This is a genomic window from Agrobacterium radiobacter (assembly GCF_040801995.1).
GTDB classification, from domain to species: domain Bacteria; phylum Pseudomonadota; class Alphaproteobacteria; order Rhizobiales; family Rhizobiaceae; genus Agrobacterium; species Agrobacterium radiobacter.
The window spans coordinates 2009216-2033657 of the sequence record NZ_JBEGHX010000001.1; the positions used below are offsets into that span (position 1 = coordinate 2009216).

A 24442-nucleotide genomic window follows, 5' to 3' on the forward strand; every position below is an offset into this window, starting at 1 on the left:
CCCTCAAGCCTAGCTGAACCGCCCGACGTTGGCCGAGATGAGATGGCGCAGCGCTTTCGCATAACGTTTGGAGCGCGTCTTGGCAGCCAGCGCGCTGGTCCAGTCCACCATCGATCCGTTGATATCGAAATCGCCGAGCTGTCCCTCGGGAATATCGCCCTTTTCGATGCGCTCGACGATGGACGCGAGTGCCGCATAAAATTCCGGCGAGCGATAGGGCGGATGCAGCGAATACATGCCCTTGCCCGTGCCGAGAAAATCGAGCCGGTGGACGCCGCTGCGCATCATGTTGGTGCTCAGCACTTCCTCGGCGGGCATGGAGACCGGCTGCTGGTTATAGGCATAGGAGCGGATGCGCCGTTTGACATCGGGCCGCAGCAACTCCAGCGAACCGATCCGCTTCGCAAAACGATCCATGTCGATCAAGAAAAGGCGGGTGGACACCGTGGCGAAACGCCAGGTGGGAATGCGTGACGGCAACTTGCGCGGCTCAGGGATGTTCTTCACGCCGGGCATGCCGACATGGCGGGAAATATCGAGATCGCCACGCACCGTCGGCGGCCCCGAAAAGGGCGTGATGCACAGCGCATCCGGATTGGCCTTCTGCAGCGCGATCGCCTCGGCGAACCAGCTCTGACTGCCGCCGCCGAACATCATGTCGCTGTCCATATGCAGCACATAACGGGCATTGGCGCGTTTGATACCATGGAAATAGACATGGAAGGGCCCGCCGTCGAAAGCCTTGGCGGGATAGGGAATGGGTGAGCGGGAAAAGAAGGTCTGCGTCACCGCGCTGCGCGCCGCATCGCTGTAATCGACGATATCCACATGCAGATGCGGATAGTTGGTCTGCATTTCCTCCAGCATGTCGAAGAGACGCTGGCGCGCCGCATCAAAACCGTTGCCCTTGTAGCGGCCTGCCCCCACCTGGCCCGTATCGACGGTCAGGAGAATGCGATCCACCTGTCCGCCCCAGACCCTGAGCTGATGCGGCAGGGTCAGGGCCGCATGCGGAGCATCGAAGGGATGGAGGTTGATTTGCAGCGCCTTTTGCACGGGAGGAAGCGGCATTTCAGCATTCATAGTCATGCACCACGGTTCCGGAATTCATTGATGACGGCCATCATGGGTTTTTCGTTGAAACTCCAGTCGAGCGGCAGCGGCCGGTTGGCGGTGCCGTCGCGGCGCGGATAGGCCCAGCGGATCCAGCTATATTGATCCGAAATGCCCCATGTGGTGATGGAGGAAAGCGGGCCGCCTGCAGAAGCTGCTTCCAGAAACTCGCGGACCTGGCCGGTGATCAGCATGTCGCGCTCGGCCTCCGGCGCCGGCAGCGTCTGGTCCATCACGTCAAGTTCCGTCACCAGAACGGCAAGACCGTAACTGCGCATTTCCGTCGTGAAGGCGGCAAGCTCGTCCTTGGCGATCGGCCAGCCGCCGCGCAAATGCCCCTGGAGGCCGATCGCGTTGATCGGCGCGCCCTTTTCGAGCAGTTCGAGGATGAGATTGCGGAAAGCGGCGCGTTTGGCCGGCGATTTCTCGGCGGCAAATTCGACGTCATATTCGTTGAGCACGAGCTGCGCCTTCGGATCGACCGCATGGGCGATCTCGAAAGCCTTCTTGATGGCATCAGGCCCCGCGCCATAATACCAGGCATCACGCCGCGCACGCACATTGCCCGGCACGTCGGGGATCGGTTCGTTGACCACGTCCCAGCTGTGGATCACGTCCTTGTATCGCTCCATCACGGTAACGATATGGGTCTCCATCAGCTTTTCGACCTTCATGCCGCCGCCGATGCTCGCAAGCCAGGGCGCGTTGGAGGCATACCAGATCAGCGGATGGCCATGCATGGAAAGCTTGTGCTGACGCGCGAAGTTGGCGATTGCATCCGCAGCGGTGAAATCGAACGCTTCAGCCGAAGGCCGCAGAACCTCCCATTTCATTTCGGTGACGGGGGTGATGCGCGAGCAATATTTCACCACCGCCTCGCCGATGCGGCTATCGGCGGTGAGGTCAGGCAGGTAGACGGCCGCGCCATAGGGGGCGGTTTTGATCGTGGCTTTCTTCTGCGCGGCAAAGGCCGGGCCGGCCACGGCATGCAGCAGGCCAGCGCTTGCCGCACCACCCAGAAAATTCCGCCGCCCGATCCGCATCAACCCGCCTCCGCAACCCCGGCGCATCGGCGTCCGGAAGGACGCACCGCGCTTTCATTCTCAAAACATAACATTCCAATCATGCCAAAAGGATATTAAAGATTTGCAAGGTTAACCGACGCTATACCACGTCATAATTGGTGAGCCCCGCTTAATGCGGTAGTAACTTCACTGTGAGAATGCTTGGGCCGCCCCTCATGGAGTTGAAAAGCTTGGTCTCCGTTTCGATTGTCATTCCCGTTCGCAATGGCGAGCGTTACATCGTGGAAGCGATCGAAAGCGTGTTGCTGCAGGGCGAGACCATCCGCGAAGTGCTTGTTGTCGATGACGGCTCCACCGACACCACCGCGCAAAAGGTGGAAGGTTTTTCCGATCCGCGCGTGAAACTTCTGGCCCGGCCGCAGGGAAGGCAGGGCGTTTCCGCCGTGCGCAATTTCGGCCTGTCGCAGGCGCGCGGCGAATGGACGATGTTTCTCGATGCCGACGACCGTCTGAAACCGGGCGCCATCGCAGCGCTTTGCGCCGGCATTTCCGGCCCTGAAGTCGTCGCCGTCTATGGCGATTACGAGCGCATCGATGAAAACGGCGTCAAGATCGGCCGGCGCAATCTCATTCGCCGCCGGGAAAAGCCTGACGGTTTTATTCTCCAGCCGCTGCTCGGCGGAAACTTCATCGTCAACGGCGGCATCATGCTGGTCAGGACCCGCATCTTTCAGGACTTTGGCGGTTTTGACGAGACCTTGCGTTATGCGGAAGACTGGTACGGCTGGTGCAGGCTCGCCGCCGCCGGCCGTTTTGCCTATCTGCCCGGCCGCCATGTGCTCGACTACCGGGTGCACAGGACGAGCGTGATGATGAACAGGCTTTTGACCTTCCGGGATTGTGAACCGGCCATCGAAGCCGTGTTTTCCGATCCCGCCATCATCGCAGCCGTCTCCCCGCAGGAACTGCGACGGCTTCGCCGCAAGTCGGAAAACCACATGAATGCCTATACCGTGGCGCAGGCCTTTCGCGCCCGCCGCTACCGCGAGGCCTTTTCGGCGCTTGCCGATACCTTCCTCAACCGCCCGCGCCAGAGCCTCAGGGCCGTCGTTTTTTCCGCCGCCGCACTTGCCGGAATTTAGGAGTTTCCATGTCCGAGATCATGCCGGAAGCGGTGGTGTGCATACCGAGTTTCCGCCGGCCGGAAGGCCTGAAGAAGACGCTCGCATCGCTCGCAGCCCAGAAGGTCGATTTTCCCTTCGCCGTCGTCGTTGTCGATAATGATGGCGCGGGCCAGCAGGGTCTCGCCGTCGCACGCGCCTTTTTCGCCGAGAGCGGCATGGCCGGTCAGGCGCTGGTGGAACCGACACAGGGCAATTGTTACGCCATCAACACGGCCTTCCGCACAGCCCGGCAAAGTTATGCTTCGGCCGAGTGGTTGCTGATGATCGATGACGACGAGGCCGCCTCCCCCCAATGGCTTGCCGAAATGGTTTCAGCGGCAAAGTCCTTCGGCGTCGATATCGTCGGCGGACCGGTCAACCGCGAATTCGACGCCCCGGCTTCGAAGGCGGTTTTATCCCATCCGCTGTTCGGCTCCATCGAGGCGCCGACCGGCCGGGTCGAGCAAATCCACGGATCGGGCAATTGCCTGATCTCCCGGCGGGTGTTCGAAACCCTGCCGAAACCGGAATTCGACGTGCAGTTCAACTTCCTCGGCGGCGGCGACATGGACTTCTTTACCCGCTGCCGCAAGGCCGGCTTTAAATTCGCCTGGAATGCGCAGGCCGTCATCATCGAATATGTGCCGGAAAGCCGCATGGCGCCGCGCTGGATCATGGAGCGCTCGCTCCGCACCGGTATCATCAATTACAGCATCGACCGCGCCCGCCGCCCCGGCCTGAAGGGCGGACTGCTGCTTGCCGCCAAAAACGCCGTCAGCCTGTGCCTATCGCTGGTCCGCGCCATTTCCGCAGGCTTGAAAACCGGCGCATTGCTGCCCGCCACCCATCCGCCGCTGATGTCCATCGGCCGCGTGATGGCGAGCCTCGGCATAACGCTGACGCCTTACAAGGCGCCGGCGAAGAAGACCTGAAGTCCAATCACTCCAGCCATGGTTAGCTCAGGGTCTTTTCCCTGCCGAGCGAGATTGTATTTATGAGCCGTTTCTGCAAACCGAACGACGAAAAGGCCGTCGCAAGGACGAGCAGCGGCACGAGCACCGGCCAGAAGAAACAAAGGACAATGCCGGTTACCCGATAAAAATCCCAGCTCTTATCGCGGCGGGCGCCTTCGATATAGGTCATGGCGAGAGAGGTAACGGTGCCAATTCCATATATGAAAAGAGAAATGGACGTAATCACCATTGGTGGCCTCGAAATATCTCTGATTCGAATAAATTTATAATATTTGTGCAGTGTAGCGCACCCGTTCGCAGTTGCAACGGGTTTCGGCGGCGAAGCGCATCGATTCAATATGTTAGAGAAATCTCAAATTATCGGGCGGGAGAGGCGCGATGCTCTAGCGATTTTGCCCCGACGCCCCGAAGCGGTACTTCAGCAGCGAATATATCGCAATCGGATTGGTCAGCAGGTAACGTTTTCCAAGACGCTTCGGCTCAAGCATCGCCCGGTAGAGCCATTCCAGCCCCATGTCCTGCATCCATTGCGGCGCCCGGCTGTTCTTGCCGGCGATGAAATCGAAAAGGCCGCCGCAGGTCTTGATGACAGCGATGCCGGAAAGCCTGTCCAGATTGCGCGAAACGAAACGCTGCTCCAGCGGTATGCCGAAACCAACCCAGAGAATATCGGTCCCGGACGCGGCGATATCCGCGAGGATCGTCTCTTCCTCGGCCCGGCTGAAATAACCGTTGCGCCGCCCGGAAAAGACGAGGCGCGGATAAAGTCTCTGCATTTCCTCGACCGCCGCACGGTTCACCTCTTCGGAGCCGCCGAGGAAATAAAACCGGCTGCCCGTCTCTTCGGCGCGCTTCGCCACCGCATGGACGAGATCAGTTGTCGCGACCCGTTCCCTCAATGCCCTAGGGCAGAATTTGCGGGAGAAGATAACCAGCGACATGCCATCGGCGTGAATCTGGTCCGCCTGCCGCAGCATGGCGTCGAATTCCCGATCGTGATGGCAGAGCGCAATGACCTGACCGTTTGCCGACGTCGAATAAAACGGTCTTGCACCGGCGGCGCGCGCCGTCGTCGCACGCAGGATGAAATCCCGCGCCGTTTCATCGATGGTCGCGTCAGTGATGGGTAACGCCGCAAGCGGAATAACCGGCCAGACCTGACCAGTCCCCTCCGCATCCGGCATCTCTCTCCCTGTCATGATCTGTCCGGTGTCCAAGATAGGCATCGTTTCATTGTTATATTCACGCTTATGCATAGGGTATAAGGCTTCAAACACTACGAAGAACTATCATTAATATTTTTATAAATCCCCGTATGCAGCAGGCATTTTACACGCCTGAAGGTTGTGCGCCACATTTTCTGCCTATTCCGGTTTTCCAGCCGATGGGTTAAGGGACGCGGAAATCAAACCACGGAAGGGCTCCGGCCATGGAAACAATCTCGATCGACAATCGCGGCGATTTCGGCCTCTGGGCGATAGAACGGGCAAAAGAAATCGTGGCCAACGAGGCCTCCGATCTTGCGATTTCGGTTCGCGACGGTGACGAGGCCGGCATTCGCGACGCCGGCAATGCGCTGGGTGCTGCCATCGCCGCCGCCCTGCTCGAAGTTTATGACGGTCTTATCTCGGAAGAATAACTCGGCACGAGCCGCCTTACGGCTTAACGCGCTGCGGCTTCCGCATGATCGTCCCGGCGCAGATAACCCCAGAGGCCGAGAGCCACGGCAATTCCGAGACCGAGGAACAGACCCCCGACGCCACCGGCAATCAGGAAGGTCAGCTTGCCGGGCGGCCAGCTTCTGGAATTGGGTGCGACCGGCTGCGAAATCACCCGCACATTGGTGGAATCGATCGATTGCTGTTCGGCCAGCTGGCGCGAGCGGGTCAGATAGGTCTCGTAGATCGCCGCGGCCGAGCGGGCGTCGCGATCAAGATCACGCAGCCGCACCTGAGCGTCATTGTCGGTAAAGACATTGGCGCGTTCCGCCACGGCCTTCAGCCTCAGCGCATCCAGCGAGGAGCGCGCTTCGGCGACATTGATCTTGGCCGCCTGCAGGATGCGGCGCGCCTCGTCCGCCATGCCGCGTTCCAGCATTGCCCGCTCCGCACCTGCGGTTGCAAGACGCGGATGGCGGGCGCCATAGGTCAGCGTCATCGCGCCGATCTGCTGCTGCAGGGTGCTGTATTGCGCGCGGATGGTGTTCATGGTCTGGCTGTCGAAGATGGCGTCGCTCTGGGTGCGGTTCTGGGCAATCGCCGCCTCCATCTGCTTGAGACGCGATTCTTCCTGAATGAGGCGCTGCTGGGTCGCAAGCACCTGCGCATTCAGCTCGCCGGATGCGAGATTGCTGACGAGCTGGCCGTTATTTTCCTGCAGGCCGTTCTCGCGGCGGAAATCGGCCACGCGCTTTTCGGCGATGGTGACATTCTCGCGCATTTCCTCGAGCCGCTTCTTGAGATCGTCGACGACGCGCTGGCTGCTGTCGGAGGTCGTCTGGAACAACTCGCTTTCGAAGGCCTTCACGATGGCCTTGGAAACCGTCACGGATTTTTCCGCATCATTGGTCCAGACCGAAAGCGTCACGACAAAGGAACGCGGGTCGCGTTCCGCCGCCACCCGGTCGCCGAGCGAACGAAGCGCACCGACCCGGTTGTCGCCATCGTCAGGCGCGGAAGAGAACATCGCCTTCAACCGGGCAAGCAGCGGTGGCGTTATGAATTCACGGTCCTGATCGAGCTTCAACTCGTCCACCACCCGCGCCAGCACGTTGCGTGAGGTGATGGTGCGCAGCTTGCTTTCCACCTCGAGGATCTGCGTGTCGCGCTGCTGGTTCGGTGAAAACACCCCGTCATTGACGACATTCAGATTGGAGGGATTAACGACGATATCCGTATAGGCCTTGTAGCGCGGCGGCGTCATATAGGCGTAGGTGAGTGCGCCGGCGACGCAGAAAACAATCGCCAGCACGATCCAGATGATGCCTTTGCGAAGCCAGAGGATGACGTCATCCACACCGATCCTGTCGATATGTTTCAGGCCAGGCAGCGCAGCCGCCAGACTGCCGCTCGGCGAAGCCGTCTTCACCGGCGTCTCGGCCGGAGCCGGCTCGGCAGCAGTCGCCGCCGGTTTCGGCTCAAGATGCTCCTTCAGCACCGTGCGCTCGAAAACCTCGTCCTCATCCACCAGATCGTCCAGCAGGGAACCATGGGGTTTCGCGGCGGGCGCCGTTTTTTCATCGAGCGGACGTGCCTGCTTATGTCCCGCCTTTTGAAGCCTGTACATCAGCCAATCCAACTCGAACGAACCACAAAAAAGGCTGGCAACACATGGTTCTCATCGTCGCCAGAGCCGCTATCGATGGATAAGTTTAAATATGACGGGTGAATTTTAGGTTACCCGCATTTGTTTGCACCATCATCGCCTATTCGCGGCCGCCATGAAAGGGATGATTGACTTGAATGGATCGATACGGTTCTTTCAGGCGTTATATTTTTACATTATCCATTTGACCCTCAAAAGATTTTATCGAAACGGAGTTTGGCATGAGCCTGAAATTTGGAACGAGCGGCCTTCGCGGCCTCTCTGTCGATCTGAAAGGAAAAGCCTCGGCCGTCTACGCCACGGCATTTGCAAGGCACCTTCTCACATCGGGTCAGGCAAAGGCGGGCGATCCCATTCTCGTCGGCCGCGATTTCCGCGATTCGAGCCCGGATGTTTCCGCCACCTGCATCGCCGCGCTGAAAAAAGCCGGCCTGACCCCGTTCGATTGCGGCACCGTGCCGACACCGGCGCTGGCGCTTTATGGCCTTTCGCTGAAGGCGGCAGCGCTGATGATAACAGGCTCACATATCCCGGCCGACCGCAACGGCATCAAGTTCTACCGCCCGGACGGCGAAATCGACAAGCAGGACGAGACGGCGATTGCCGCTCTCGCTGCTGAAATCGAGGCGGAGGGCGTAAGCGCCGAGGCGGCGACGTCGGAGGACCATTCCGCCATCGCAGCCGAACTATTCTACGAGCGCAACATCGCGCTGCTGCCTGAAAAAGCGCTCGCCGGCCTCAAGATCGGCGTTTATCAACACAGTACCGTGGCGCGCGATCTCTTTGTCGATGTGCTTGCCCACTATGGTGCGGATGTCGTTCCGCTCGGCCGCTCCGAAACCTTCATCCCCGTCGATACCGAAGCGGTTTCGCCGGAAACGCTGGCGCTTCTCAAAAAATGGTCGCCGGAGCACGGTCTCGACGCCATCGTTTCCGCAGACGGCGACGGCGACCGCCCGCTGCTGACCGATGAAAACGGCGTGCCGCTGCGCGGCGACCTCATCGGCCTGATCACCGCCAATTTCCTCGATGCCGGCGTGGTCGTCACCCCCGTGACCTCCAATTCGGGCATCGAGGCAAGCGGCTCCTTCGAGGTCATCCGCACCAAAGTCGGCTCGCCTTTCGTCATCGCCGGCATGACTGAGGCGCTCGCCGCCGGCAGGAACGGCGTCATGGGTTTTGAAGCCAATGGCGGCCTGCTGACGGCCTCGGCCTTCACACTCAACGGCAGGCCGCTTTCACCATTACCGACGCGGGACAGCTTCCTGCCGATCCTCGCCGTGCTGCTTCTCTCGGCCGAACAGAAAAAGCCGCTGTCGCAGATCGCCGCCGCCTATAATCTGCCGGTGGCCGCCGCCGACCGTCTTGAAAATTTCGCCCAGGAAAAAAGCGCCGCCCTGATGACGCATCTGCGCGCCTCACGGACCAATCTCGACGCTTTCCTCGCACCGGTCGGCACCGTCAAGGCGCTGAGCGACATTGACGGCCTGCGCGTGGCGTTGACCGATGGCAGCACCATCCATTTCCGCCCTTCCGGCAACGCGCCGGAAATGCGCTGCTACGTCGAAGCCGCCAATCAGGATGAGGCCGAAACGCTTCTGAACAAGGGGCTCGATCTCATCCGTAATTTCGGGTGAGAGTGGATGCCGCATGCGCGATGGTGTAAGCTGCGCGCATGAAGAGAATGGACGCCATCAGGAAACTCAAGCAACACGCCCATGCGGTGAAAAGCATGGGCGTGACGTCGCTTTATCTTTTTGGCTCGACGGCCCGCGATGAAGCCTTTGCGACAAGCGATCTGGATATCTTCATCGACTATGATCCGGGCCGCCGTTTCTCGTTGCTCGATCTCGTCGGCATCAAGCAGTTTCTGGAAGAGGAATTGGCGGTGGAAGTGGACGTGACGACACGTAACAGCCTCCACCCGCTGCTCCGGAATGACATCGAACAATCCGCTGTACGGATATTTTGATGGTCGGACGCAGGGTCGAGCCGGTTCTCGCCGAAATTCTGGAAGCCATAAACGGCATTGAAACCCACACCGCGGGTCTGTCACTTGCTGATTTCCAGCAAAATTGGCTCCTCAAACTCGCTGTGCAGCGCGCTCTGGAAATCGTTTCCGAGGCATCCCGCCACCTCCCCGAAGACTTGCTTGAGCTTACGCCTGATGTCCCGTGGAAACAGATTCGCGGTATCGGTAATATTCTGCGCCATGAGTACCACAAGATCGCCGACGACATCGTTTGGGCGGTTGTCACCGAACATTTAGCGCCACTCAAAATTGCAATTGAGACTATTCAACGCTCCGTCGAAAGTGAAACCTGAGCGCTTTGTCAGAATGGTGTCGCAAATGTCGCACCCCGCCAGTGCCCTGTTGCTCTTCCGGCTCTGCGGAGCGATAAGAACCGGAGGGCCACAAGAGGCGGATTATGAGCGGCGAGACCATTACCCTTTATGAAGCGATCGGTGGCGATGCGACCGTCAGGGCGCTCACCCGGCGCTTCTACGAATTGATGGATACCCTGCCGGAGGCAGCGCGCTGCCGCGCCATCCACCCTGCCGATCTCTCCGGCAGCGAGGCGAAGTTCTACGATTATCTGACGGGATATCTTGGCGGACCGCCCGTCTATGTCGAGAAACACGGCCATCCGATGTTGCGGCGACGCCATTTCGTCGCCCCCATCGGCCCCGCCGAGCGGGATGAATGGTTGCTCTGCTTCCGCCGCGCCATGGACGAAACCATCGAGAACGTGAAGCTGCGCGAGATCATCTGGACGCCGGTGGAACGGCTGGCCTTTCACATGCAGAACCAGGAGGCAGACAGCCAATGACCACGCAGAGCGCGACCATCGCAAGCGTTCCCCGTGAAAGATTGCGGGCCTTCATTCTGTTGCTGGGCGGCCTGCTGGGCGCGGCCGGGGTCATGCTTGCAGCCGCAGCCACCCATACCGGCGAAACCTATATGCTCGGCAATGCCTCGGCGATGGCGCTGGCCCATGCGCCGGTTCTGGTGGCGCTGCATATCGGTGCGGGTCGCATCAGAACCGCCATTCCGGCGGGCCTGATCCTCGGCCTCGGCACGGCGATCTTTGTCGGCGATCTCGTTGTCAGGCATTTTTCCGGCCACAGCCTGTTTCCCTACGCTGCACCCACGGGCGGCCTCGGCATGATCGTCGGGTGGCTGGTACTCTGCGCGGGAGCGTTTCTGAAGCCGAAGGGCTAGCTTTCAGCCCTAACGCCGCTTCCAGCGAAACGATAGAATATTGCGGCCCTCTTCAGCCGCCGCGCCGATCTCGAAGGACGGTGTTTCACCCGGCTGGCGGGTGCGCAGATGGGGAAAGGTCACAACATTGCCGCCGCTTCTGGCAACGCGGTTGCGTCTTTCCCGTTCACCGACGATTTCATAGATGTCCGTCAGGACGGGGTCGCCGGCCTGCTCGGCCATCTTGTGCAGTTCCACACGGCAGGCTTCTGCTACCGCGGGATCTTCATCGTGGAAATTACTGCGCTCGTCGCTCATCGCTGGAGGTCCGTTCATTCATCGTCTGCAGCGCCCGCTCCAGACTGGATTTGCTGCCATTGCGCAGCGGAATGAACGTCTTGCCGAATTTCTTGCAACCCGACTTCACCCGCAGACACGCATCGTGGCTGATACAGTCGATCGGGCAGAAAACGCAGTCGACGGAGGGAAGGACGGTATCGATGCGGGAGACGGCCTCGCGCAGGCCGCCATCATGATGAATGAGTTCCGCACCGAAATTGCTGGCGATCTGGCGAAGATGCGCAACCTGACAGTCACGGCCGCCGACATAAAGAAAGCTTTTCGGACCGGAAAGCTGCTGTTCGGCCACGTCCTTTTCGGTCTGTGGCGCGCCCTTGCCCTGCTTGCCGCCGCGTTCGGCCTTCTTCTTTTCCTTGCGTGCCATTCCCTCACCTGCCGGTTGATTTTTCAATGCCCCGGACGTTCGGGATGCCGGCACCATAATAAAGATGAGTTTTGGAGTAAAGTATAAAGGTGATAATTTTCCTCATGTTTTGACATAAAGAATCGATCACATATTCGCGAGAACGGTCCCGTTCAGCCGTTTATCCGCAATCCGCCCATGAAAAGCTGCTCCAGATGCCGGGCCGCATCTTCGAAACGGCCTTCGCCACCATTCTTGTCACCCAGCACCGCCCGTACCTGCACGTCGAAATCCGCATAATGCTGGGTGGTCGACCAGATCGAGAAAATCAGGTGGTAGGGATCACATTTGGCCATCCGTCCGGCCTTCACCCAGGCGCGGATGACCTCAGCCTTCTCATCCACCAGTTGTTTCAGCGGTCCTTTCAGCTCGTCCTCAATATGCGGCGCGCCCTGCAGGATCTCATTGGCGAACAGGCGGCTCTCACGCGGAAAATCGCGCGACATTTCCAGTTTGCGGCGAATATAGGAGCGGATCTCGCTTTCGGGATTGCCCTTGGCGTCGAAAGCCCTGAGCGGGTCGAGCCATGTATCAAGCACTCGCTCGATCAGCGCGCGATGCATCGCCTCCTTGGTGCGGAAATAATAAAGCACGTTCGGTTTCGACATGCCGGCGGCCTCGGCAATCTGGTCGATGGTGGAGCCGCGAAACCCGTTCGTGGAAAAAACACTGAGCGCGGCTTCAAGAATCGCTTCCTGCTTTTCTTCCTGAATGCGGGTCCGCTTCTGTGTTTTCGCTGCTCGCGGTATGGCCATTCTCAGCTCTCTGTTTCTTTTCAATGCAATTGCCGTTACAGTATGCTTAAAAAATAATCGTCGCGTACAGTTTAGGCAAAATTAGTGCGATTCGTCACGAATATCCCTTGCTGACGTCACCACGAATTTGCAATGTTTACCAGCCGGTCAATTTATCCCCCATCGCCATCACAAGGCAATGGCTGTTATCTTAACCGGCAAAAACGGGAACGGCACAAGCTTTGCTTCGATAAAAACAAAACAGGTGAGGACGACACTGCATGACGGCGGGTAAAAACTTGACGGTCAATGGCGACCGTCTGTGGGACAGTCTGATGGACATGGCGAAAATCGGCCCCGGCATCGCCGGCGGCAATAATCGCCGCACACTGACGGATGAGGATGCGGAAGGCCGCCGCCTGTTCCAGCGCTGGTGCGAGGCGGCGGGCCTGACGATGGGCGTCGACCGCATGGGAACCATGTTCGCCACGCGCCCCGGTGAGGACCCGGAGGCTTTGCCGGTCTATATCGGCAGCCATCTCGACACCCAGCCGACCGGCGGCAAGTTCGACGGCGTGCTCGGCGTGCTGGCCGGGCTGGAAGTGGTGCGTAGCCTGAACGACCTCAATATCAAAACCAGACATCCGATCACCGTCACCAACTGGTCCAATGAGGAAGGCGCACGCTTCGCGCCCGCCATGCTGGCCTCGGGCGTCTTCGCCGGCATTCACGATCTCGATTACGCCTATAGCCGCACCGATACTGACGGCAAGACCTATGGCGAAGAGCTGAAGCGCATCGGCTGGCTGGGCGAGGAAGAGGTGGGCGCGCGCAGGATGCACGCCTATTTCGAATATCACATCGAACAGGGGCCGATCCTTGAGGCCGAAGGCAAGCAGATCGGCGTCGTCACCCATGGCCAGGGCCTGTGGTGGCTGGAAGTGACGCTGACAGGCAAGGAGGCGCATACCGGCTCGACGCCGATGGCCATGCGCGTCAATGCCGGCTTGGCTGCCGCCCGCATCCTCGAAAAAGTGCAGGAAGTGGCGATGGCCCACCAGCCGGGCGCGGTCGCCGGCGTTGGCCAGATGATCTTCACGCCCAATTCCCGCAACGTGCTGCCCGGCAAGGTGGTTTTCACCATCGACCTCAGAACCCCCTCACAGGCGAAACTCGACAGCATGCGCGCCATCTTCGAGCGCGAGGTGCCGCAGATCGCCGAAGAACTCGGCGTCGGCTGCACGATCGAAGCGATCGGCCATTTCGATCCGGTTACCTTCGACGCCGTTCTGGTCGGCCGCGTGCGCGCCGCCGCCGAAAGACTGGGCTACAGCCACATGGATATCATCTCCGGCGCCGGCCACGATGCGTGCTGGACGGCAAGGGTCGCCCCCTCCACCATGATCTTCTGCCCCTGCGTGGACGGGCTTTCCCACAACGAGGCGGAGGAGATTTCGCCGGAATGGGCAGCCGCCGGCTGCGATGTGCTGCTGCATGCGGTGCTGGAGACTGCGGAGATTGTACAATGACCGCCACCATCATCAAGAACGGCATCATCGTCACCGCCGACCTCACCTACAAGGCCGATGTGAAGATCGAAGGCGGCAGGATCACCGAGATCGGGCCCGATCTGACCGACGGCACGGTGCTCGATGCCACGGGATGTTACGTCATGCCCGGCGGCATCGATCCGCATGTGCATCTGGAAATGCCCTTCATGGGCACCTATTCGGCCGATGACTTCGAGAGCGGCACGCGGGCGGCCCTTGCCGGTGGCACAACCATGGTGGTGGATTTCTGCCTGCCGGAGCCGGGCCAGTCGCTTCTGGACGCGCTGGCGCGATGGGACAACAAGGCGACCCGCGCCAATTGCGATTATTCCTTCCACATGGCCGTCACCTGGTGGGGCGAACAGGTCTTCGACGAAATGAAGACGGTGGTCCGGGAAAAGGGCATAAACTCCTTCAAACACTTCATGGCCTACAAAGGCGCGCTGATGGTGAATGACGACGAGATGTTCGCCTCGTTCTCGCGCTGCGCCGAGCTTGGCGCCATTCCTTTCGTGCATGCGGAGAACGGCGATATCGTCGCACAGATGCAGGAAAAGCTGATGGCGGAAGGCAATGTCGGACCGGAGGCGCATGCCTATTCCCGCCCGCCCTCGGTGGAGGGCGAGGCCACCAACCGCGCCATCATCATTGCCGATATGGCCGGTGCGCCGCTTTATGTCGTCCACACATCCTGTGAGCAGGCGCATGAAGCGATCCGCCGCGCCCGCCAGAACGGCATGCGGGTCTATGGCGAACCGCTGATCCAGCATCTGATCCTCGATGAAAGCGAATATGCCAACCCCGACTGGGATCACGCCGCCCGCCGCGTGATGTCGCCGCCCTTCCGCAACCGGCAGCATCAGGACAGCCTCTGGGCGGGTCTGGCTTCCGGCTCGCTGCAATGCGTGGCGACCGACCATTGCGCCTTCACCACCGAGCAGAAACGCTTCGGCCTCGGCGATTTCCGCAAGATACCGAACGGCACCGGCGGGCTGGAAGATCGCATGCCGCTGCTCTGGACCCATGGCGTAACCACCGGCCGCCTGACGATGAACGAATTCGTCGCCGTCACCTCCACCAACATCGCCAAGATCCTCAACATCTATCCGAAAAAGGGCGCGATCCTCGTCGGCAGCGATGCGGATATAGTCGTCTGGGATCCGCAGCTGGAAAAGACCATCAGCGCGGCAAGCCAGCAATCGGCCATCGATTACAACGTATTCGAAGGGCGGAAGGTCAAAGGCCTGCCGCGCTACACCCTGTCGCGCGGCCTCGTCAGCATCGAGGAGGCCACCATCGAAACGCAGCCGGGCCACGGCCAGTTCATTGCCCGCGACGCTTATCCAGCCGTCAGCCGGGCGCTTTCCACCTGGAAGGAACTCGTTTCGCCGCGCAAGGTGGAACGCGCAGGCATTCCGGCATCGGGTGTATGACCGTGAACACTGAGCCGAAACGCGAAATCGTCATCGCCGCAGCCGTTCTCCTCAACGAGCGGCGGCAGATGCTTGTCGTGCGCAAGCGCGGCACCACGCAGTTCATGCAGCCGGGCGGCAAGATCGATCCTGGCGAAACGCCGGAACAGGCGCTTCACCGCGAACTTGCCGAGGAAATCGGCCTGACGCTTCCCGAAAATGCCGTGCGTTACGAGGGCATCTTTCGCGAGGAAGCCGCCAATGAAACCGGCGCCGATGTCGTCGCCCATGCCTTCATCGCAAGGCTGTATGCCGATGTCACACCGCAGGCGGAGATAGAGGAAGTGCGCTGGCTCGATCTCGACCGCCACCCCGGCGTGATGATCGCCAGGCTTACGGAAACCCAAATGCTGCCGCTGGCGCGCGCGGTGCTCACGGAAAGCGACAAACAGCCAAGATGAACCAGGCCTCTCCTTATTCCGTCGTTTCCGCCAGAAAACTGGGCCTCACCTTCGAAACGGGGGATGGCCCGGTCCATGCATTGTCCGATGTCGATCTGGATGTGGGAAAGGGCGATTTCGTCTCCTTCATCGGCCCTTCCGGCTGCGGCAAGACCACTTTCCTGCGGGTCATCGCCGATCTTGAAAAACACACATCCGGCGAGATCACCGTCAACGGCACGACACCGGAAAACGCCCGCAAAGACCGCTCCTATGGGTATGTCTTTCAGGCCGCCGCGCTTTATCCATGGCGCAGCATCGAAAAGAACATCGCCCTGCCGCTTGAAATCATGGGCTATGGCAAGGCGGAACAGCGCGAGCGCATCGACCGCACACTCGATCTCGTCAACCTCAACGGTTTCGGCAAGAAATACCCCTGGCAGCTCTCGGGCGGCATGCAGCAGCGCGCCTCCATCGCCCGCGCGCTCGCCTTCGATGCCGACCTGCTGCTGATGGACGAGCCTTTCGGGGCGCTGGATGAGATCGTCCGCGATCACCTGAACGAACAGCTGCTGAAGCTGTGGGACAGGACCGGCAAGACCATCTGTTTCGTCACCCACTCCATTCCCGAAGCGGTCTATCTCTCGACGAAAATCGTCGTCATGTCGCCTCGGCCGGGGAGAGTGACTGACGTGATCGAATCCACCCTGCCGCGGGAAAGGCCGCTGGAGATCAGGGAGACGCCAGAGTTTCTGGCGATTGCGCACCGCGTGCGTGAAGGGTTGAAGGCGGGGCATGGCTATGAGGGGTGAGGTCAGCGCCAGCATTGCCCCCCTCTGCCCTGCCGGGCATCTCCCCCTCAAGGAGGGAGATCGGCAGGAGGCGCGATCACCGCTTCATTCGCAAACATTGAGATGGCTGAGACCCAACCGCGAGTCGATCTCCCCCCTTGAGGGGGAGATGCCCGGCAGGGCAGAGGGGGGTAAGCCGCACCCACGGAGTAAGCGTAAATCCCACCCACAGAGGGCTCCCCAATGACCCTCCTCCGCCACCGCATCCTCCCCATCCTCACCGTCCTCCTCGCCATCCTCATCCTCTGGCATCTCGCCGTCATCTACCTCAACATGCCCTTTGCCCGCGACCAGGCCACCCGCGCCGGTCAAAAGCCAAGCTTCTCCGAACTCCTGCCGCAAACCTTCGCGCAGGAACGTCCGGTCCTTCCCGCCCCGCACCAGATCGTCGCGGAACTCTGGGACACCACCGTCAACAAGGCCATCACCTCCAAGCGCAGCCTGATCTACCACGCCGGCGTCACGCTCTCCGCCACCCTGCTGGGTTTCGCCATCGGCGCTGTCCTCGGCATCCTGCTCGCCGTCGCGATCATTCATAACCGCGCCATGGACCGCTCCGTCATGCCGTGGATCATCGCCAGCCAGACCATCCCGATCCTCGCCATCGCGCCGATGATCATCGTCGTCCTGAATTCCATCGGCATTTCCGGGCTTTTGCCCAAGGCGCTGATCTCCACCTACCTTTCCTTCTTCCCCATCGTCGTCGGCATGGTGAAGGGCCTCCGAAGCCCGGAAACCCTCCAGCTGGACCTGATGCACACCTATAATGCCTCACCGGCGCAGATCTTCTGGAAGCTGCGCTGGCCCTCGGCGCTGCCCTATCTCTTCACCTCGCTGAAGATCGCCATCGCCATTGCGCTGGTCGGCGCCATCGTCGGCGAATTACCGACCGGGGCTGTCGCCGGGCTCGGCGCGCGCCTGCTTTCCGGCTCCTATTACGGCCAGACGGTGCAGATATGGGCGGCCCTGTTCATGGCCGCCGGCGTCGCGGCCCTGCTGGTGTCGATCATCGGCATCGCCCACGCAGCCGTCCTCAAGAGAATGGGAGCCCGGCCATGACGAATCCCTTCTGGTTTTCTGGCGCGACCCTGTTCTGGCTTGCCGCCTGGGCCTTCAACGAATGGCTGGTGCGCCACAGCTTCTCGTCACCGGCGGCAAAGCGCGTGAGCCGCATGGCGGTGCCGCTCCTCTTCGGGCTGGCCATTCTCGCCTTGTGGGAAGGCGTGGTGCGCGGTTTTGCCGTGCCGCCAATCCTCTTGCCGGCACCGAGCGCCATTCTTGCCCGCCTTCTTACCTCCCTGCCGATCCTCTGGGCCGATTTCCGCCAGACCTTCCTCAAATCGGTGCTGACAGGCTATGTGCTCGGCTGCGGTCTTGGCTTCATCGTCGCCATCCTCATCGACCGGTCTCCCTTCCTCCAGCGTGGGCTGCTGCCGATCGGCAATTTCGTCTCCGCTCTGCCTGTTGTCGGGATCGCGCCGATCATGGTCATGTGGTTCGGTTTCGACTGGCAGTCGAAAGTGGCCGTCGTCGTCATCATGACTTTCTTCCCGATGCTGGTGAACACGGTTCAGGGACTTGCCGCTTCCAGCCACATGGAACGCGACCTGATGCGCACCTATGCCGCCGGCTGGGGGCAGACGTTGATAAAACTGCGCCTGCCCGCCGCCTGGCCTTTCATCTTCAACGCGCTGAAGATCAATTCCACGCTGGCGCTGATCGGCGCCATCGTCGCGGAATTTTTCGGCACGCCGATCGTCGGCATGGGTTTCCGCATCTCGGCGGAAATGGGCCGCAGCAATGTCGATATGGTCTGGGCCGAAATCGCGGTCGCCGCGCTTGCAGGCTCCGGCTTTTACGGTCTGGTGGCGCTCGCGGAGCGTGCCGTCACCTTCTGGCATCCGTCCGTCCGTGGGGGACGAACGTAAATAACGAAAAAGGGAACAGCGATGAAAATGAAACTTGCATCCATGCTTCTTGCCGGCGCGTCACTTCTGACGGCAGTGAGCGCCGAGGCCGCCGACAAGATCACCCTGCAGCTGAAATGGGTGACCCAGGCGCAATTTGCCGGTTATTACGTCGCCAAGGACAAGGGCTTTTATGAAGCCGAAGGCCTCGACGTCGACATCAAGCCCGGCGGCCCTGATATTGCGCCGGCGCAGGTTCTGGCCGGCGGCGGCGCGGATGTCATCGTCGACTGGATGCCATCAGCACTTGCCACCCGCGAAAAGGGTGTTCCGCTCGTCAACATAGCCCAGCCGTTCAAATCGTCAGGCATGATGCTGACCTGCCTGAAAGAAACCGGCATCACCAAGCCGGAAGATTTCAAGGGCAAGACGCTCGGCGTCTGGTTCTTCGGCAACGAATATCCGTTCCTGTCTTGGATGGCGCACCTGAAAATCCCGACCACCGGCGGCGCGGATGGCGTTACCGTCCTCAAGCAGGGTTTCAACGTCGATCCGCTGCTGCAAAAGCAGGCCGCCTGCATTTCCACCATGACCTATAATGAATATTGGCAGGTCATCGATGCCGGCATCAAGCCGGAGGAACTCGTCACCTTCAAATACGAGGCGGAAGGCGTGGCAACGCTGGAGGACGGGCTTTACGTTCTCGAAGACAAGCTCAAGGACGCCAAATTCAAGGAAGACATGGTCAAATTTGTCCGCGCTTCCATGAAGGGCTGGAAATGGGCAGAAGAAAACCCAGACGATGCCGCCGATATCGTTCTTGAAAACGATGCTTCGGGCGCTCAGACCGAAAAGCACCAGAAGCGCATGATGGGCGAGGTCGCCAAGCTGACGGCCGGCTCGAAGGGCGCGCTGGACAAGGCGGATTACGAGCGCACCGTCAAGACGCTGCTCGGCGGCGGCTCCGATCCTGTCATCACCAAGGAGCCGACAGGCGCCTACACCACCGAAATCACCGATGCGGCGCTGAAGTAGTCGAATTTACCCTGGATGCATGGAACGCGCGGCACCGTCCGCGCGTTTTTTCACTGGTAACCCTTTTGATGAATTACAATATCCCGACCTATACAAAAATGTATATCAACCATCGCGGCTATGCGGATTGATTTGTACGACAACAAGAATTACAGTCCCGCCCACAAGACTGCCAAATTTGATCTTGTAAAGAAAGCACTCGGCAAAGGTGCTTGAGATTCGCGTTGAGGGGCGTTTGAATCGGGAGGATCGAAAAGGAAGTATTGTGATCCCTTGTTTCACATTCGCTATCGCATGACCTTCTAATATATGCCGCTAGGCTGCAGGACATGCGATCGAATATTGCGCGAGCCAAGACACATGCAGCATAAAGTCACGTTTAACCGCTTTGTATTCCTTCTTCTTTCCGCAACGGCGCTCCCCCTTTCCGCAGCAGCCGAGGGAGAGGCGCAGGCACCGGTCAAACAGCAGAACCTGCCTTCCATCGTCGTCGCACATGCCGCAAAACGCGATCTCGTCGACCGTATCATCGCGACAGGCACGATCCGCCCCGTGGACGAAATCTACGTCCAGCCGCTGGTCGATGGCCTGTCGATCGACACGCTGAACGTTGATATCGGCGACAGGGTGGAAGCGAATGCGGTTCTGGCCGTGCTTTCTTCCGACAGCCTCATCCTGCAGAAAAGCCAGCTGGAAGCCAACAAGGCAAAGGCAGAAGCTGCCGTCGCCCAGGCCAAGGCGCAGGTGCTGGAAGCCGAAGCGAGCGCGAGCGACGCGAACCGCCAGCGCGACCGCGCCGCAAAGCTCGGCCAGAGCGGCTCCGGTTCGGTTTCGCAGGTGGAACAGACCCAGGCACAGGCCGAAGTGGCCGCCGCCAAGCTCAACGCCGCCCGCCAGGCCGTCTCCGCCGGCGAGGCCGACATCAAGGTGGTTGACGCCCAGATCGCCGACATTGATCTGAAGCTGACGCGCACCGGTGTAAAAACCCCGGTCACCGGTATCGTCTCGGCCAAGAACGCCAAGGTCGGCGCGATTGCCAGCGGCGCCGGAAACCCGCTTTTCACCGTCATCAAGGACGGCGCGATCGAACTCGTCGCCGATCTGTCCGAGACCGATATCCAGAAGGTGAAGGTCGGCCAGAAAGCCTATTTGACGGTTGCCGGCGGAGCTGAGAAAATAGAGGGCAAGGTGCGCCTCGTTTCGCCCACCGTCGATCCGACGACGCGCCTCGGTTCCGTGCATGTCGTTCTGCCCGAAAACAGCCCGGCGCGCTCGGGCATGTATGCCAGCGCGGCGATCATCGTCGAGGAGACGAATGCGCTCGCTTTGCCGCTGTCGGCCGTCACCTCCGGGCGCGAAGGCTCGACCACCCGCAAGGTGGAAGGCGATATCGTCAAGCAGGTGAAGATCGAGACCGGCATTGAAGACGGCGGTTTTATCGAGATTGTCAGCGGTCTTGCTGCTGGAGACAAGGTTGTCGAGAAAGCTGGAGCATTCGTGCGTGATGGTGACCGGATAAGACCGGTGGAAGCCCCTGCGGCTGTGTCCAACTGACTGAGGGAATGAAATGAACTTCTCCGCATGGTCAATCCGTAACCCGATTGCGCCGCTGCTTGGCTTCGCGCTTTTGATGATCCTCGGCATGCAGGCGTTCAACACCCTGCCGATCACCCGTTTTCCGAACATCGACGTTCCCGTCGTGGCCGTCACCGTGACCCAGAGCGGCGCTTCGCCCTCCGAGCTGGAAATGCAGGTGACGAAGGAGATCGAAGACGCCGTCGCCGCCATCAGCGGCGTCGACGAAATCCAGTCCACCGTGGTCGACGGCCAGTCGACGACGACAGTTGTCTTCCGCATCGAAAAGCCGACGGAAGAAGCGGTTCAGGACACCAAGGACGCCATCGACAAGATCCGCAGCGATCTGCCTTCCGATATCGAAGTGCCCGTCGTCAGCAAGATCGACGTCGAGGGACAGGCGATCCAGACCTTTGCCGTCTCCTCACCGAACATGACGCTGGAAGAACTGTCCTGGTTTGTGGATGACACGATCAAGCGCTCGCTGCAGGGCCAGTCCGGCATCGGCAAGGTCGACCGCTATGGCGGCGCCGACCGCGAGGTGCGCGTTTCGCTGAGCCCCGAAAAGCTCGACGCCTATGGCATCACCGCAACCGAGGTGAACAGCCAGCTGCGCGGCACCAATATCGACCTCGGCTCCGGCCGCGGCCAGGTCGGTGGCAACGAGCAGACCATCCGCACGCTCGGCGACACACGCGATGTGAGCCAGCTTGCCAACACCACGATTGCGCTTTCCAACGGCCGTTTCGTCAAGCTTTCCGAGCTCGGCACGGTCACAGACACCTATGAGGAGCAGAAGTCCTTCTCGCGGTTCAACGGCAACCCCGCCGTCACCTTCGCGGTGTTCCGCTCCAAGGGCGCCAGCGAGGTCTCGGTCGCCGAAACCGTGGCGGCAAGCCTCGATCAGGTGCGCAAGAACCATCCTGATGTCTCGATCGAAATGGTCGATGACGCCGTCTATTTCACCTATGGCAACTACAAGGCGGCGCTCGACACGCTGATCGAAGGCGCTATCCTCGCCGTCATCGTGGTCCTGCTCTTCCTCCGCAACTGGCGCGCAACCCTGATTGCCGCCGTGGCGCTGCCGCTCTCCGCGATCCCGACCTTCTGGATCATGGATATCATGGGCTTCTCGCTCAACCTCGTCAGCTTCCTCGCGCTCACGCTCGCCACGGGTATTCTCGTGGACGACGCCATCGTGGAAATCGAGAACATTGCCCGCCACATCAAGATGGGCAAGACGCCCTATCGCGCGGCACTGGAAGCGGCGGACGAAATCGGCCTCGCCGTCATCGCCACCAGCTTCACCATCATCGCCGTCTTCGTGCCTGTCTCGTTCATGCCCGGCATTCCCGGCCAGTACTTCATCCAGTTCGGTCTGACGGTCGCCTTCTCGGTATTCTTCTCGCTCGCGGTCGCCCGTCTCATCACGCCGCTGATGGCGGCCTATCTGATGCGCGCCGAAGACGCGATGGACGATCACCACGACAATGACAGCCGGCTGATGAAGGCCTATACGCGCATGGTGACCGCCACCACCCGCAAATGGTGGGCGCGGTATCTGACGCTGCTCGGCGCGATCGCCTTCCTCGTCGCCTCCGTCATGCTGTTGAGCCAGGTACCCGGCAGCTTCCTGCCGCCGGACGACGCCTCACGCGTAACGCTTTCGGTGGAACTGCCGCCCAATGCGACGCTTGACGAGACAGATCGGACGACGACGCAGATCTATCACGCGCTGCGGGACATCAACGGCGTGGAAAGCGTCTTCATTCTTGGCGGCGCGTCGCCCAAGGGGGACCTGGAGCTTCGCCGCGCCACCGTTAACGTCATTCTGCAGCATATCGACCATTCGCTGCTCAAGCTGGTGGTCAACAAGGGGCTCGGCTCCATTCCGCTCATCGGCCAATATCTGCCGAAGGTGGAGGAAAAGGGCCGCGTACGTCCGCAATGGGATGTGGAACGGGATATTTTCGCGCAGGTTCGCGGCATTCCGGATGTCCGCATCATCAAGCTGAACGACCGTGCGGAACGCGAACTCTCCTTCAACTTCCTCTCCACCAATGAGAAGGACCTGAACGACGCCGTCGGCATTCTCGAAAGCCGCCTGCGCGCCTCGCCCATCCTTGCCAATGTCAGCTCGGAAGGTGCATTGCCCCGCCCCGAACTGCAGATCCGCCCGCGCAAGGACGAAATCGCCCGCCTCGGCATCACGCCGCAGCAGATTTCGCAGACGGTGCGTGTCGCCACCATCGGTGACATCGACGCCCAGCTGACGAAGATTTCGCTTGATGACCGGCAGATCCCGATCCGCGTGCAGGCCTCGCTCGATACACGTCGCGATCTCGCCACCATCCGCGCGCTGAAGATCAAGACCGCCTCCGGGTCGCTGGTGCCGCTCTACAGCGTTGCCGATATCGACTATTCGGAAGGTCCAAGCTCGATCAAGCGCAACGACCGCAACCGCGTGGTCTCCATCGGCTCCGACGTCCCGTTCGGCACGGCGCTGGATACCTCGACGGCTGAGTTCAAGCGCATCGTCTCGGAAACCGACCTGCCGGCAAGTGTTCGCCTTGCCGAAAGCGGCGACGCCAAGGTGCAGGGCGAAATGCAGCAGGGCTTCGTGAACGCCATGCTGCTTGGCCTGATGCTGGTGCTGGTCGTGCTCATCCTGCTGTTCAAGGATGTCATCCAGCCCTTCACCATCCTGTTCTCGCTGCCGCTTGCCATCGGCGGCGTGGCCGTCGCACTCATCATCACGCAGAACGCGCTCTCCATGCCCGTTCTCATCGGCATCCTGATGCTGATGGGCATCGTGACGAAGAACGCCATCCTGCTGGTGGATTTCGCCATCGAAATGCGCCGACACGGCATGGAACGGGTGCATGCCATGGTGGAGGCCGGCCGCAAGCGCGCCCGCCCGATCATCATGACCTCCATCGCCATGTCCGCGGGCATGTTGCCCTCGGCGCTCGGCGTCGGCGAAGGCGGTTCGTTCCGCGCGCCGATGGCGATTGCGGTGATCGGCGGCATCATCGTTTCGACGGTGCTGTCCCTGATCGTGGTCCCGGCCTTCTTCCTGATCATGGACGACCTGTCGCGCCTGCTCGCCCACCTCTTCGGCCGCTTCGTCGGCAAGAAGGAAGAGGAGGAAGAAGCGCTCTCCAACGAGAAACTCTCGGAGATCGCCCGCGAAAACAGCCTGGCTCTCTCCTCGCTGGAGGCACGGGTGGCCGGCATGGAAAAGGGCAGCGGCGACAAAGCCGGTGACAAGGGTAGCAATATATTGCGGCTGCCGCCGCTTGCTGCGGAGTGAAGTTTGCAGCGTAACGATTGAGACGCCGGGCCATGTGCCCGGCGTTTCTTTTTGGGTGGAC

The 24442-nt window shown here is 60.6% G+C and carries 24 protein-coding genes and 1 pseudogene; 17 read left to right on the forward strand and 8 right to left on the reverse strand.

Translation table 11 applies throughout. The annotated features are described in order from the left end of the window. Window positions 1-9: 9 nt before the first annotated feature. Window positions 10-1083, reverse strand: a complete 1074-nt coding sequence (gene uppG / locus MRBLRC7O_RS10050; RefSeq protein ID WP_060725221.1) for a polysaccharide biosynthesis glycosyltransferase UppG — start codon at window positions 1081-1083, stop codon at window positions 10-12. 2 nt (window positions 1084-1085) lie between these two features. Then, a complete protein-coding gene (gene uppI, locus MRBLRC7O_RS10055) occupies window positions 1086-2156 on the reverse strand; it encodes a polysaccharide biosynthesis UDP-hexose transferase UppI (RefSeq protein ID WP_003509427.1) in 1071 nt (356 codons plus the stop codon). Window positions 2157-2368: 212 nt separating this feature from the next. Here uppI and uppH point away from each other — a divergent pair, with 212 nt between their 5' ends. Both uppH and uppJ read left to right on the forward strand, forming a co-directional pair. Beyond that, a complete protein-coding gene (gene uppH / locus MRBLRC7O_RS10060; protein ID WP_236762497.1) occupies window positions 2369-3280 on the forward strand; it encodes a polysaccharide biosynthesis endo-1,4-beta-xylanase UppH in 912 nt (303 codons plus the stop codon). Window positions 3281-3288: 8 nt separating this feature from the next. Next, entirely contained in the window at window positions 3289-4233 is a 945-nt protein-coding gene (gene uppJ, locus MRBLRC7O_RS10065; protein WP_080866387.1) for a polysaccharide biosynthesis UDP-hexose transferase UppJ, read from the forward strand. A gap of 22 nt (window positions 4234-4255) precedes the next feature. Here uppJ and MRBLRC7O_RS10070 read toward each other — a convergent pair whose 3' ends face one another. After that, entirely contained in the window at window positions 4256-4504 is a 249-nt protein-coding gene (locus MRBLRC7O_RS10070; protein WP_060725224.1) for a hypothetical protein, read from the reverse strand. A gap of 154 nt (window positions 4505-4658) precedes the next feature. Further along, window positions 4659-5459, reverse strand: a complete 801-nt coding sequence (gene uppL, locus MRBLRC7O_RS10075; protein WP_031233874.1) for a polysaccharide biosynthesis UDP-hexose transferase UppL — start codon at window positions 5457-5459, stop codon at window positions 4659-4661. A gap of 245 nt (window positions 5460-5704) precedes the next feature. On the opposite strand from uppL, the gene MRBLRC7O_RS10080 reads away from it, so the two are divergent. Then, window positions 5705-5914 (forward strand): hypothetical protein, encoded by a 210-nt coding sequence (locus tag MRBLRC7O_RS10080; protein WP_003509414.1) that lies wholly within the window; start codon window positions 5705-5707, stop codon window positions 5912-5914. 23 nt (window positions 5915-5937) lie between these two features. Here the strand turns inward: MRBLRC7O_RS10080 and uppM are convergent, their stop codons facing one another. Further along, on the reverse strand, window positions 5938-7560 hold the full coding sequence (gene uppM / locus MRBLRC7O_RS10085; RefSeq protein WP_162690865.1) for a polysaccharide biosynthesis protein UppM: 1623 nt from the start codon (window positions 7558-7560) through the stop codon (window positions 5938-5940). Window positions 7561-7820: 260 nt separating this feature from the next. On the opposite strand from uppM, the gene uppO reads away from it, so the two are divergent. From uppO to MRBLRC7O_RS10110, 5 genes are all read left to right on the forward strand, one after another. Beyond that, window positions 7821-9236: a polysaccharide biosynthesis phosphomannomutase UppO gene (gene uppO, locus MRBLRC7O_RS10090; RefSeq protein ID WP_111821147.1), complete on the forward strand. Its 1416-nt coding sequence runs from the start codon at window positions 7821-7823 to the stop codon at window positions 9234-9236. 38 nt (window positions 9237-9274) lie between these two features. Beyond that, on the forward strand, window positions 9275-9571 hold the full coding sequence (locus tag MRBLRC7O_RS10095; protein ID WP_035213477.1) for a nucleotidyltransferase family protein: 297 nt from the start codon (window positions 9275-9277) through the stop codon (window positions 9569-9571). Beyond that, complete coding sequence (locus tag MRBLRC7O_RS10100; RefSeq protein WP_003509406.1) at window positions 9571-9924, forward strand: HepT-like ribonuclease domain-containing protein; 354 nt, start codon at window positions 9571-9573, stop codon at window positions 9922-9924. Before MRBLRC7O_RS10095 ends, MRBLRC7O_RS10100 begins: the two co-directional genes overlap by 1 nt. 104 nt (window positions 9925-10028) lie before the next feature. Then, the gene (locus MRBLRC7O_RS10105) at window positions 10029-10430 is read left to right on the forward strand and encodes a globin domain-containing protein (protein ID WP_060725227.1); all 402 of its coding nucleotides are present in this window, start codon (window positions 10029-10031) and stop codon (window positions 10428-10430) included. After that, window positions 10427-10822: a DUF423 domain-containing protein gene (locus MRBLRC7O_RS10110; protein ID WP_060725228.1), complete on the forward strand. Its 396-nt coding sequence runs from the start codon at window positions 10427-10429 to the stop codon at window positions 10820-10822. Before MRBLRC7O_RS10105 ends, MRBLRC7O_RS10110 begins: the two co-directional genes overlap by 4 nt. A gap of 9 nt (window positions 10823-10831) precedes the next feature. Here the strand turns inward: MRBLRC7O_RS10110 and MRBLRC7O_RS10115 are convergent, their stop codons facing one another. The 3 genes and pseudogenes from MRBLRC7O_RS10115 to rutR all read right to left on the reverse strand — a co-directional run bounded on the left by MRBLRC7O_RS10115 (window position 10832) and on the right by rutR (window position 12319). After that, window positions 10832-11119, reverse strand: coding sequence for a hypothetical protein (locus MRBLRC7O_RS10115; RefSeq protein WP_060725229.1), 288 nt, complete (start codon window positions 11117-11119; stop codon window positions 10832-10834). Then, window positions 11100-11423, reverse strand: a pseudogene (locus MRBLRC7O_RS10120) (DUF2325 domain-containing protein); the annotation flags it as partial. The pseudogene MRBLRC7O_RS10120 and the gene MRBLRC7O_RS10115, both read right to left, overlap by 20 nt. A 254-nt stretch (window positions 11424-11677) precedes the next feature. Further along, window positions 11678-12319, reverse strand: coding sequence for an HTH-type transcriptional regulator RutR (gene rutR / locus MRBLRC7O_RS10125; RefSeq protein ID WP_003509395.1), 642 nt, complete (start codon window positions 12317-12319; stop codon window positions 11678-11680). 260 nt (window positions 12320-12579) lie between these two features. Here rutR and MRBLRC7O_RS10130 point away from each other — a divergent pair, with 260 nt between their 5' ends. The 9 genes from MRBLRC7O_RS10130 to MRBLRC7O_RS10170 all read left to right on the forward strand — a co-directional run bounded on the left by MRBLRC7O_RS10130 (window position 12580) and on the right by MRBLRC7O_RS10170 (window position 24381). Beyond that, window positions 12580-13827: a Zn-dependent hydrolase gene (locus MRBLRC7O_RS10130; RefSeq protein WP_162690866.1), complete on the forward strand. Its 1248-nt coding sequence runs from the start codon at window positions 12580-12582 to the stop codon at window positions 13825-13827. Next, window positions 13824-15281, forward strand: a complete 1458-nt coding sequence (gene hydA, locus MRBLRC7O_RS10135) for a dihydropyrimidinase (protein ID WP_080866389.1) — start codon at window positions 13824-13826, stop codon at window positions 15279-15281. The genes MRBLRC7O_RS10130 and hydA overlap by 4 nt, the downstream gene beginning before the upstream one ends. Next, window positions 15278-15721: an NUDIX hydrolase gene (locus MRBLRC7O_RS10140; RefSeq protein WP_162690867.1), complete on the forward strand. Its 444-nt coding sequence runs from the start codon at window positions 15278-15280 to the stop codon at window positions 15719-15721. Before hydA ends, MRBLRC7O_RS10140 begins: the two co-directional genes overlap by 4 nt. Next, entirely contained in the window at window positions 15718-16512 is a 795-nt protein-coding gene (locus tag MRBLRC7O_RS10145) for an ABC transporter ATP-binding protein (protein WP_020011573.1), read from the forward strand. Before MRBLRC7O_RS10140 ends, MRBLRC7O_RS10145 begins: the two co-directional genes overlap by 4 nt. A gap of 222 nt (window positions 16513-16734) precedes the next feature. Continuing rightward, the gene (locus tag MRBLRC7O_RS10150; RefSeq protein WP_367727420.1) at window positions 16735-17610 is read left to right on the forward strand and encodes an ABC transporter permease; all 876 of its coding nucleotides are present in this window, start codon (window positions 16735-16737) and stop codon (window positions 17608-17610) included. Beyond that, the gene (locus MRBLRC7O_RS10155) at window positions 17607-18479 is read left to right on the forward strand and encodes an ABC transporter permease (RefSeq protein ID WP_111821099.1); all 873 of its coding nucleotides are present in this window, start codon (window positions 17607-17609) and stop codon (window positions 18477-18479) included. Before MRBLRC7O_RS10150 ends, MRBLRC7O_RS10155 begins: the two co-directional genes overlap by 4 nt. Window positions 18480-18500: 21 nt before the next feature. Beyond that, window positions 18501-19493 carry an ABC transporter substrate-binding protein gene (locus MRBLRC7O_RS10160; RefSeq protein ID WP_080866391.1) on the forward strand — a complete coding sequence of 331 codons (993 nt, stop codon included), beginning with the start codon at window positions 18501-18503 and terminating at the stop codon, window positions 19491-19493. 360 nt (window positions 19494-19853) lie between these two features. Next, window positions 19854-21047, forward strand: coding sequence for an efflux RND transporter periplasmic adaptor subunit (locus MRBLRC7O_RS10165; protein ID WP_003510119.1), 1194 nt, complete (start codon window positions 19854-19856; stop codon window positions 21045-21047). A gap of 13 nt (window positions 21048-21060) precedes the next feature. Then, on the forward strand, window positions 21061-24381 hold the full coding sequence (locus MRBLRC7O_RS10170; RefSeq protein ID WP_060725235.1) for an efflux RND transporter permease subunit: 3321 nt from the start codon (window positions 21061-21063) through the stop codon (window positions 24379-24381). The last annotated feature ends 61 nt before the right edge of the window (window positions 24382-24442 follow it).

What these genes read in the sequence shown, in the direction of transcription:
- uppG (WP_060725221.1), bottom strand. Translation starts at nt 1,083, where the DNA reads ATGAATGCTGAAATGCCGCTTCCTCCCGTGCAAAAGGCGCTGCAAATC.
- uppI (WP_003509427.1), bottom strand. Translation starts at nt 2,156, where the DNA reads ATGCGGATCGGGCGGCGGAATTTTCTGGGTGGTGCGGCAAGCGCTGGC.
- uppJ (WP_080866387.1), top strand. Translation starts at nt 3,289, where the DNA reads ATGTCCGAGATCATGCCGGAAGCGGTGGTGTGCATACCGAGTTTCCGC.
- MRBLRC7O_RS10070 (WP_060725224.1), bottom strand. Translation starts at nt 4,504, where the DNA reads ATGGTGATTACGTCCATTTCTCTTTTCATATATGGAATTGGCACCGTT.
- uppL (WP_031233874.1), bottom strand. Translation starts at nt 5,459, where the DNA reads ATGCCGGATGCGGAGGGGACTGGTCAGGTCTGGCCGGTTATTCCGCTT.
- MRBLRC7O_RS10080 (WP_003509414.1), top strand. Translation starts at nt 5,705, where the DNA reads ATGGAAACAATCTCGATCGACAATCGCGGCGATTTCGGCCTCTGGGCG.
- uppM (WP_162690865.1), bottom strand. Translation starts at nt 7,560, where the DNA reads ATGTACAGGCTTCAAAAGGCGGGACATAAGCAGGCACGTCCGCTCGAT.
- uppO (WP_111821147.1), top strand. Translation starts at nt 7,821, where the DNA reads ATGAGCCTGAAATTTGGAACGAGCGGCCTTCGCGGCCTCTCTGTCGAT.
- MRBLRC7O_RS10095 (WP_035213477.1), top strand. Translation starts at nt 9,275, where the DNA reads ATGAAGAGAATGGACGCCATCAGGAAACTCAAGCAACACGCCCATGCG.
- MRBLRC7O_RS10100 (WP_003509406.1), top strand. Translation starts at nt 9,571, where the DNA reads ATGGTCGGACGCAGGGTCGAGCCGGTTCTCGCCGAAATTCTGGAAGCC.
- MRBLRC7O_RS10105 (WP_060725227.1), top strand. Translation starts at nt 10,029, where the DNA reads ATGAGCGGCGAGACCATTACCCTTTATGAAGCGATCGGTGGCGATGCG.
- MRBLRC7O_RS10110 (WP_060725228.1), top strand. Translation starts at nt 10,427, where the DNA reads ATGACCACGCAGAGCGCGACCATCGCAAGCGTTCCCCGTGAAAGATTG.
- MRBLRC7O_RS10115 (WP_060725229.1), bottom strand. Translation starts at nt 11,119, where the DNA reads ATGAGCGACGAGCGCAGTAATTTCCACGATGAAGATCCCGCGGTAGCA.
- rutR (WP_003509395.1), bottom strand. Translation starts at nt 12,319, where the DNA reads ATGGCCATACCGCGAGCAGCGAAAACACAGAAGCGGACCCGCATTCAG.
- MRBLRC7O_RS10130 (WP_162690866.1), top strand. Translation starts at nt 12,580, where the DNA reads ATGACGGCGGGTAAAAACTTGACGGTCAATGGCGACCGTCTGTGGGAC.
- hydA (WP_080866389.1), top strand. Translation starts at nt 13,824, where the DNA reads ATGACCGCCACCATCATCAAGAACGGCATCATCGTCACCGCCGACCTC.
- MRBLRC7O_RS10140 (WP_162690867.1), top strand. Translation starts at nt 15,278, where the DNA reads ATGACCGTGAACACTGAGCCGAAACGCGAAATCGTCATCGCCGCAGCC.
- MRBLRC7O_RS10145 (WP_020011573.1), top strand. Translation starts at nt 15,718, where the DNA reads ATGAACCAGGCCTCTCCTTATTCCGTCGTTTCCGCCAGAAAACTGGGC.
- MRBLRC7O_RS10150 (WP_367727420.1), top strand. Translation starts at nt 16,735, where the DNA reads ATGACCCTCCTCCGCCACCGCATCCTCCCCATCCTCACCGTCCTCCTC.
- MRBLRC7O_RS10155 (WP_111821099.1), top strand. Translation starts at nt 17,607, where the DNA reads ATGACGAATCCCTTCTGGTTTTCTGGCGCGACCCTGTTCTGGCTTGCC.
- MRBLRC7O_RS10160 (WP_080866391.1), top strand. Translation starts at nt 18,501, where the DNA reads ATGAAAATGAAACTTGCATCCATGCTTCTTGCCGGCGCGTCACTTCTG.
- MRBLRC7O_RS10165 (WP_003510119.1), top strand. Translation starts at nt 19,854, where the DNA reads ATGCAGCATAAAGTCACGTTTAACCGCTTTGTATTCCTTCTTCTTTCC.
- MRBLRC7O_RS10170 (WP_060725235.1), top strand. Translation starts at nt 21,061, where the DNA reads ATGAACTTCTCCGCATGGTCAATCCGTAACCCGATTGCGCCGCTGCTT.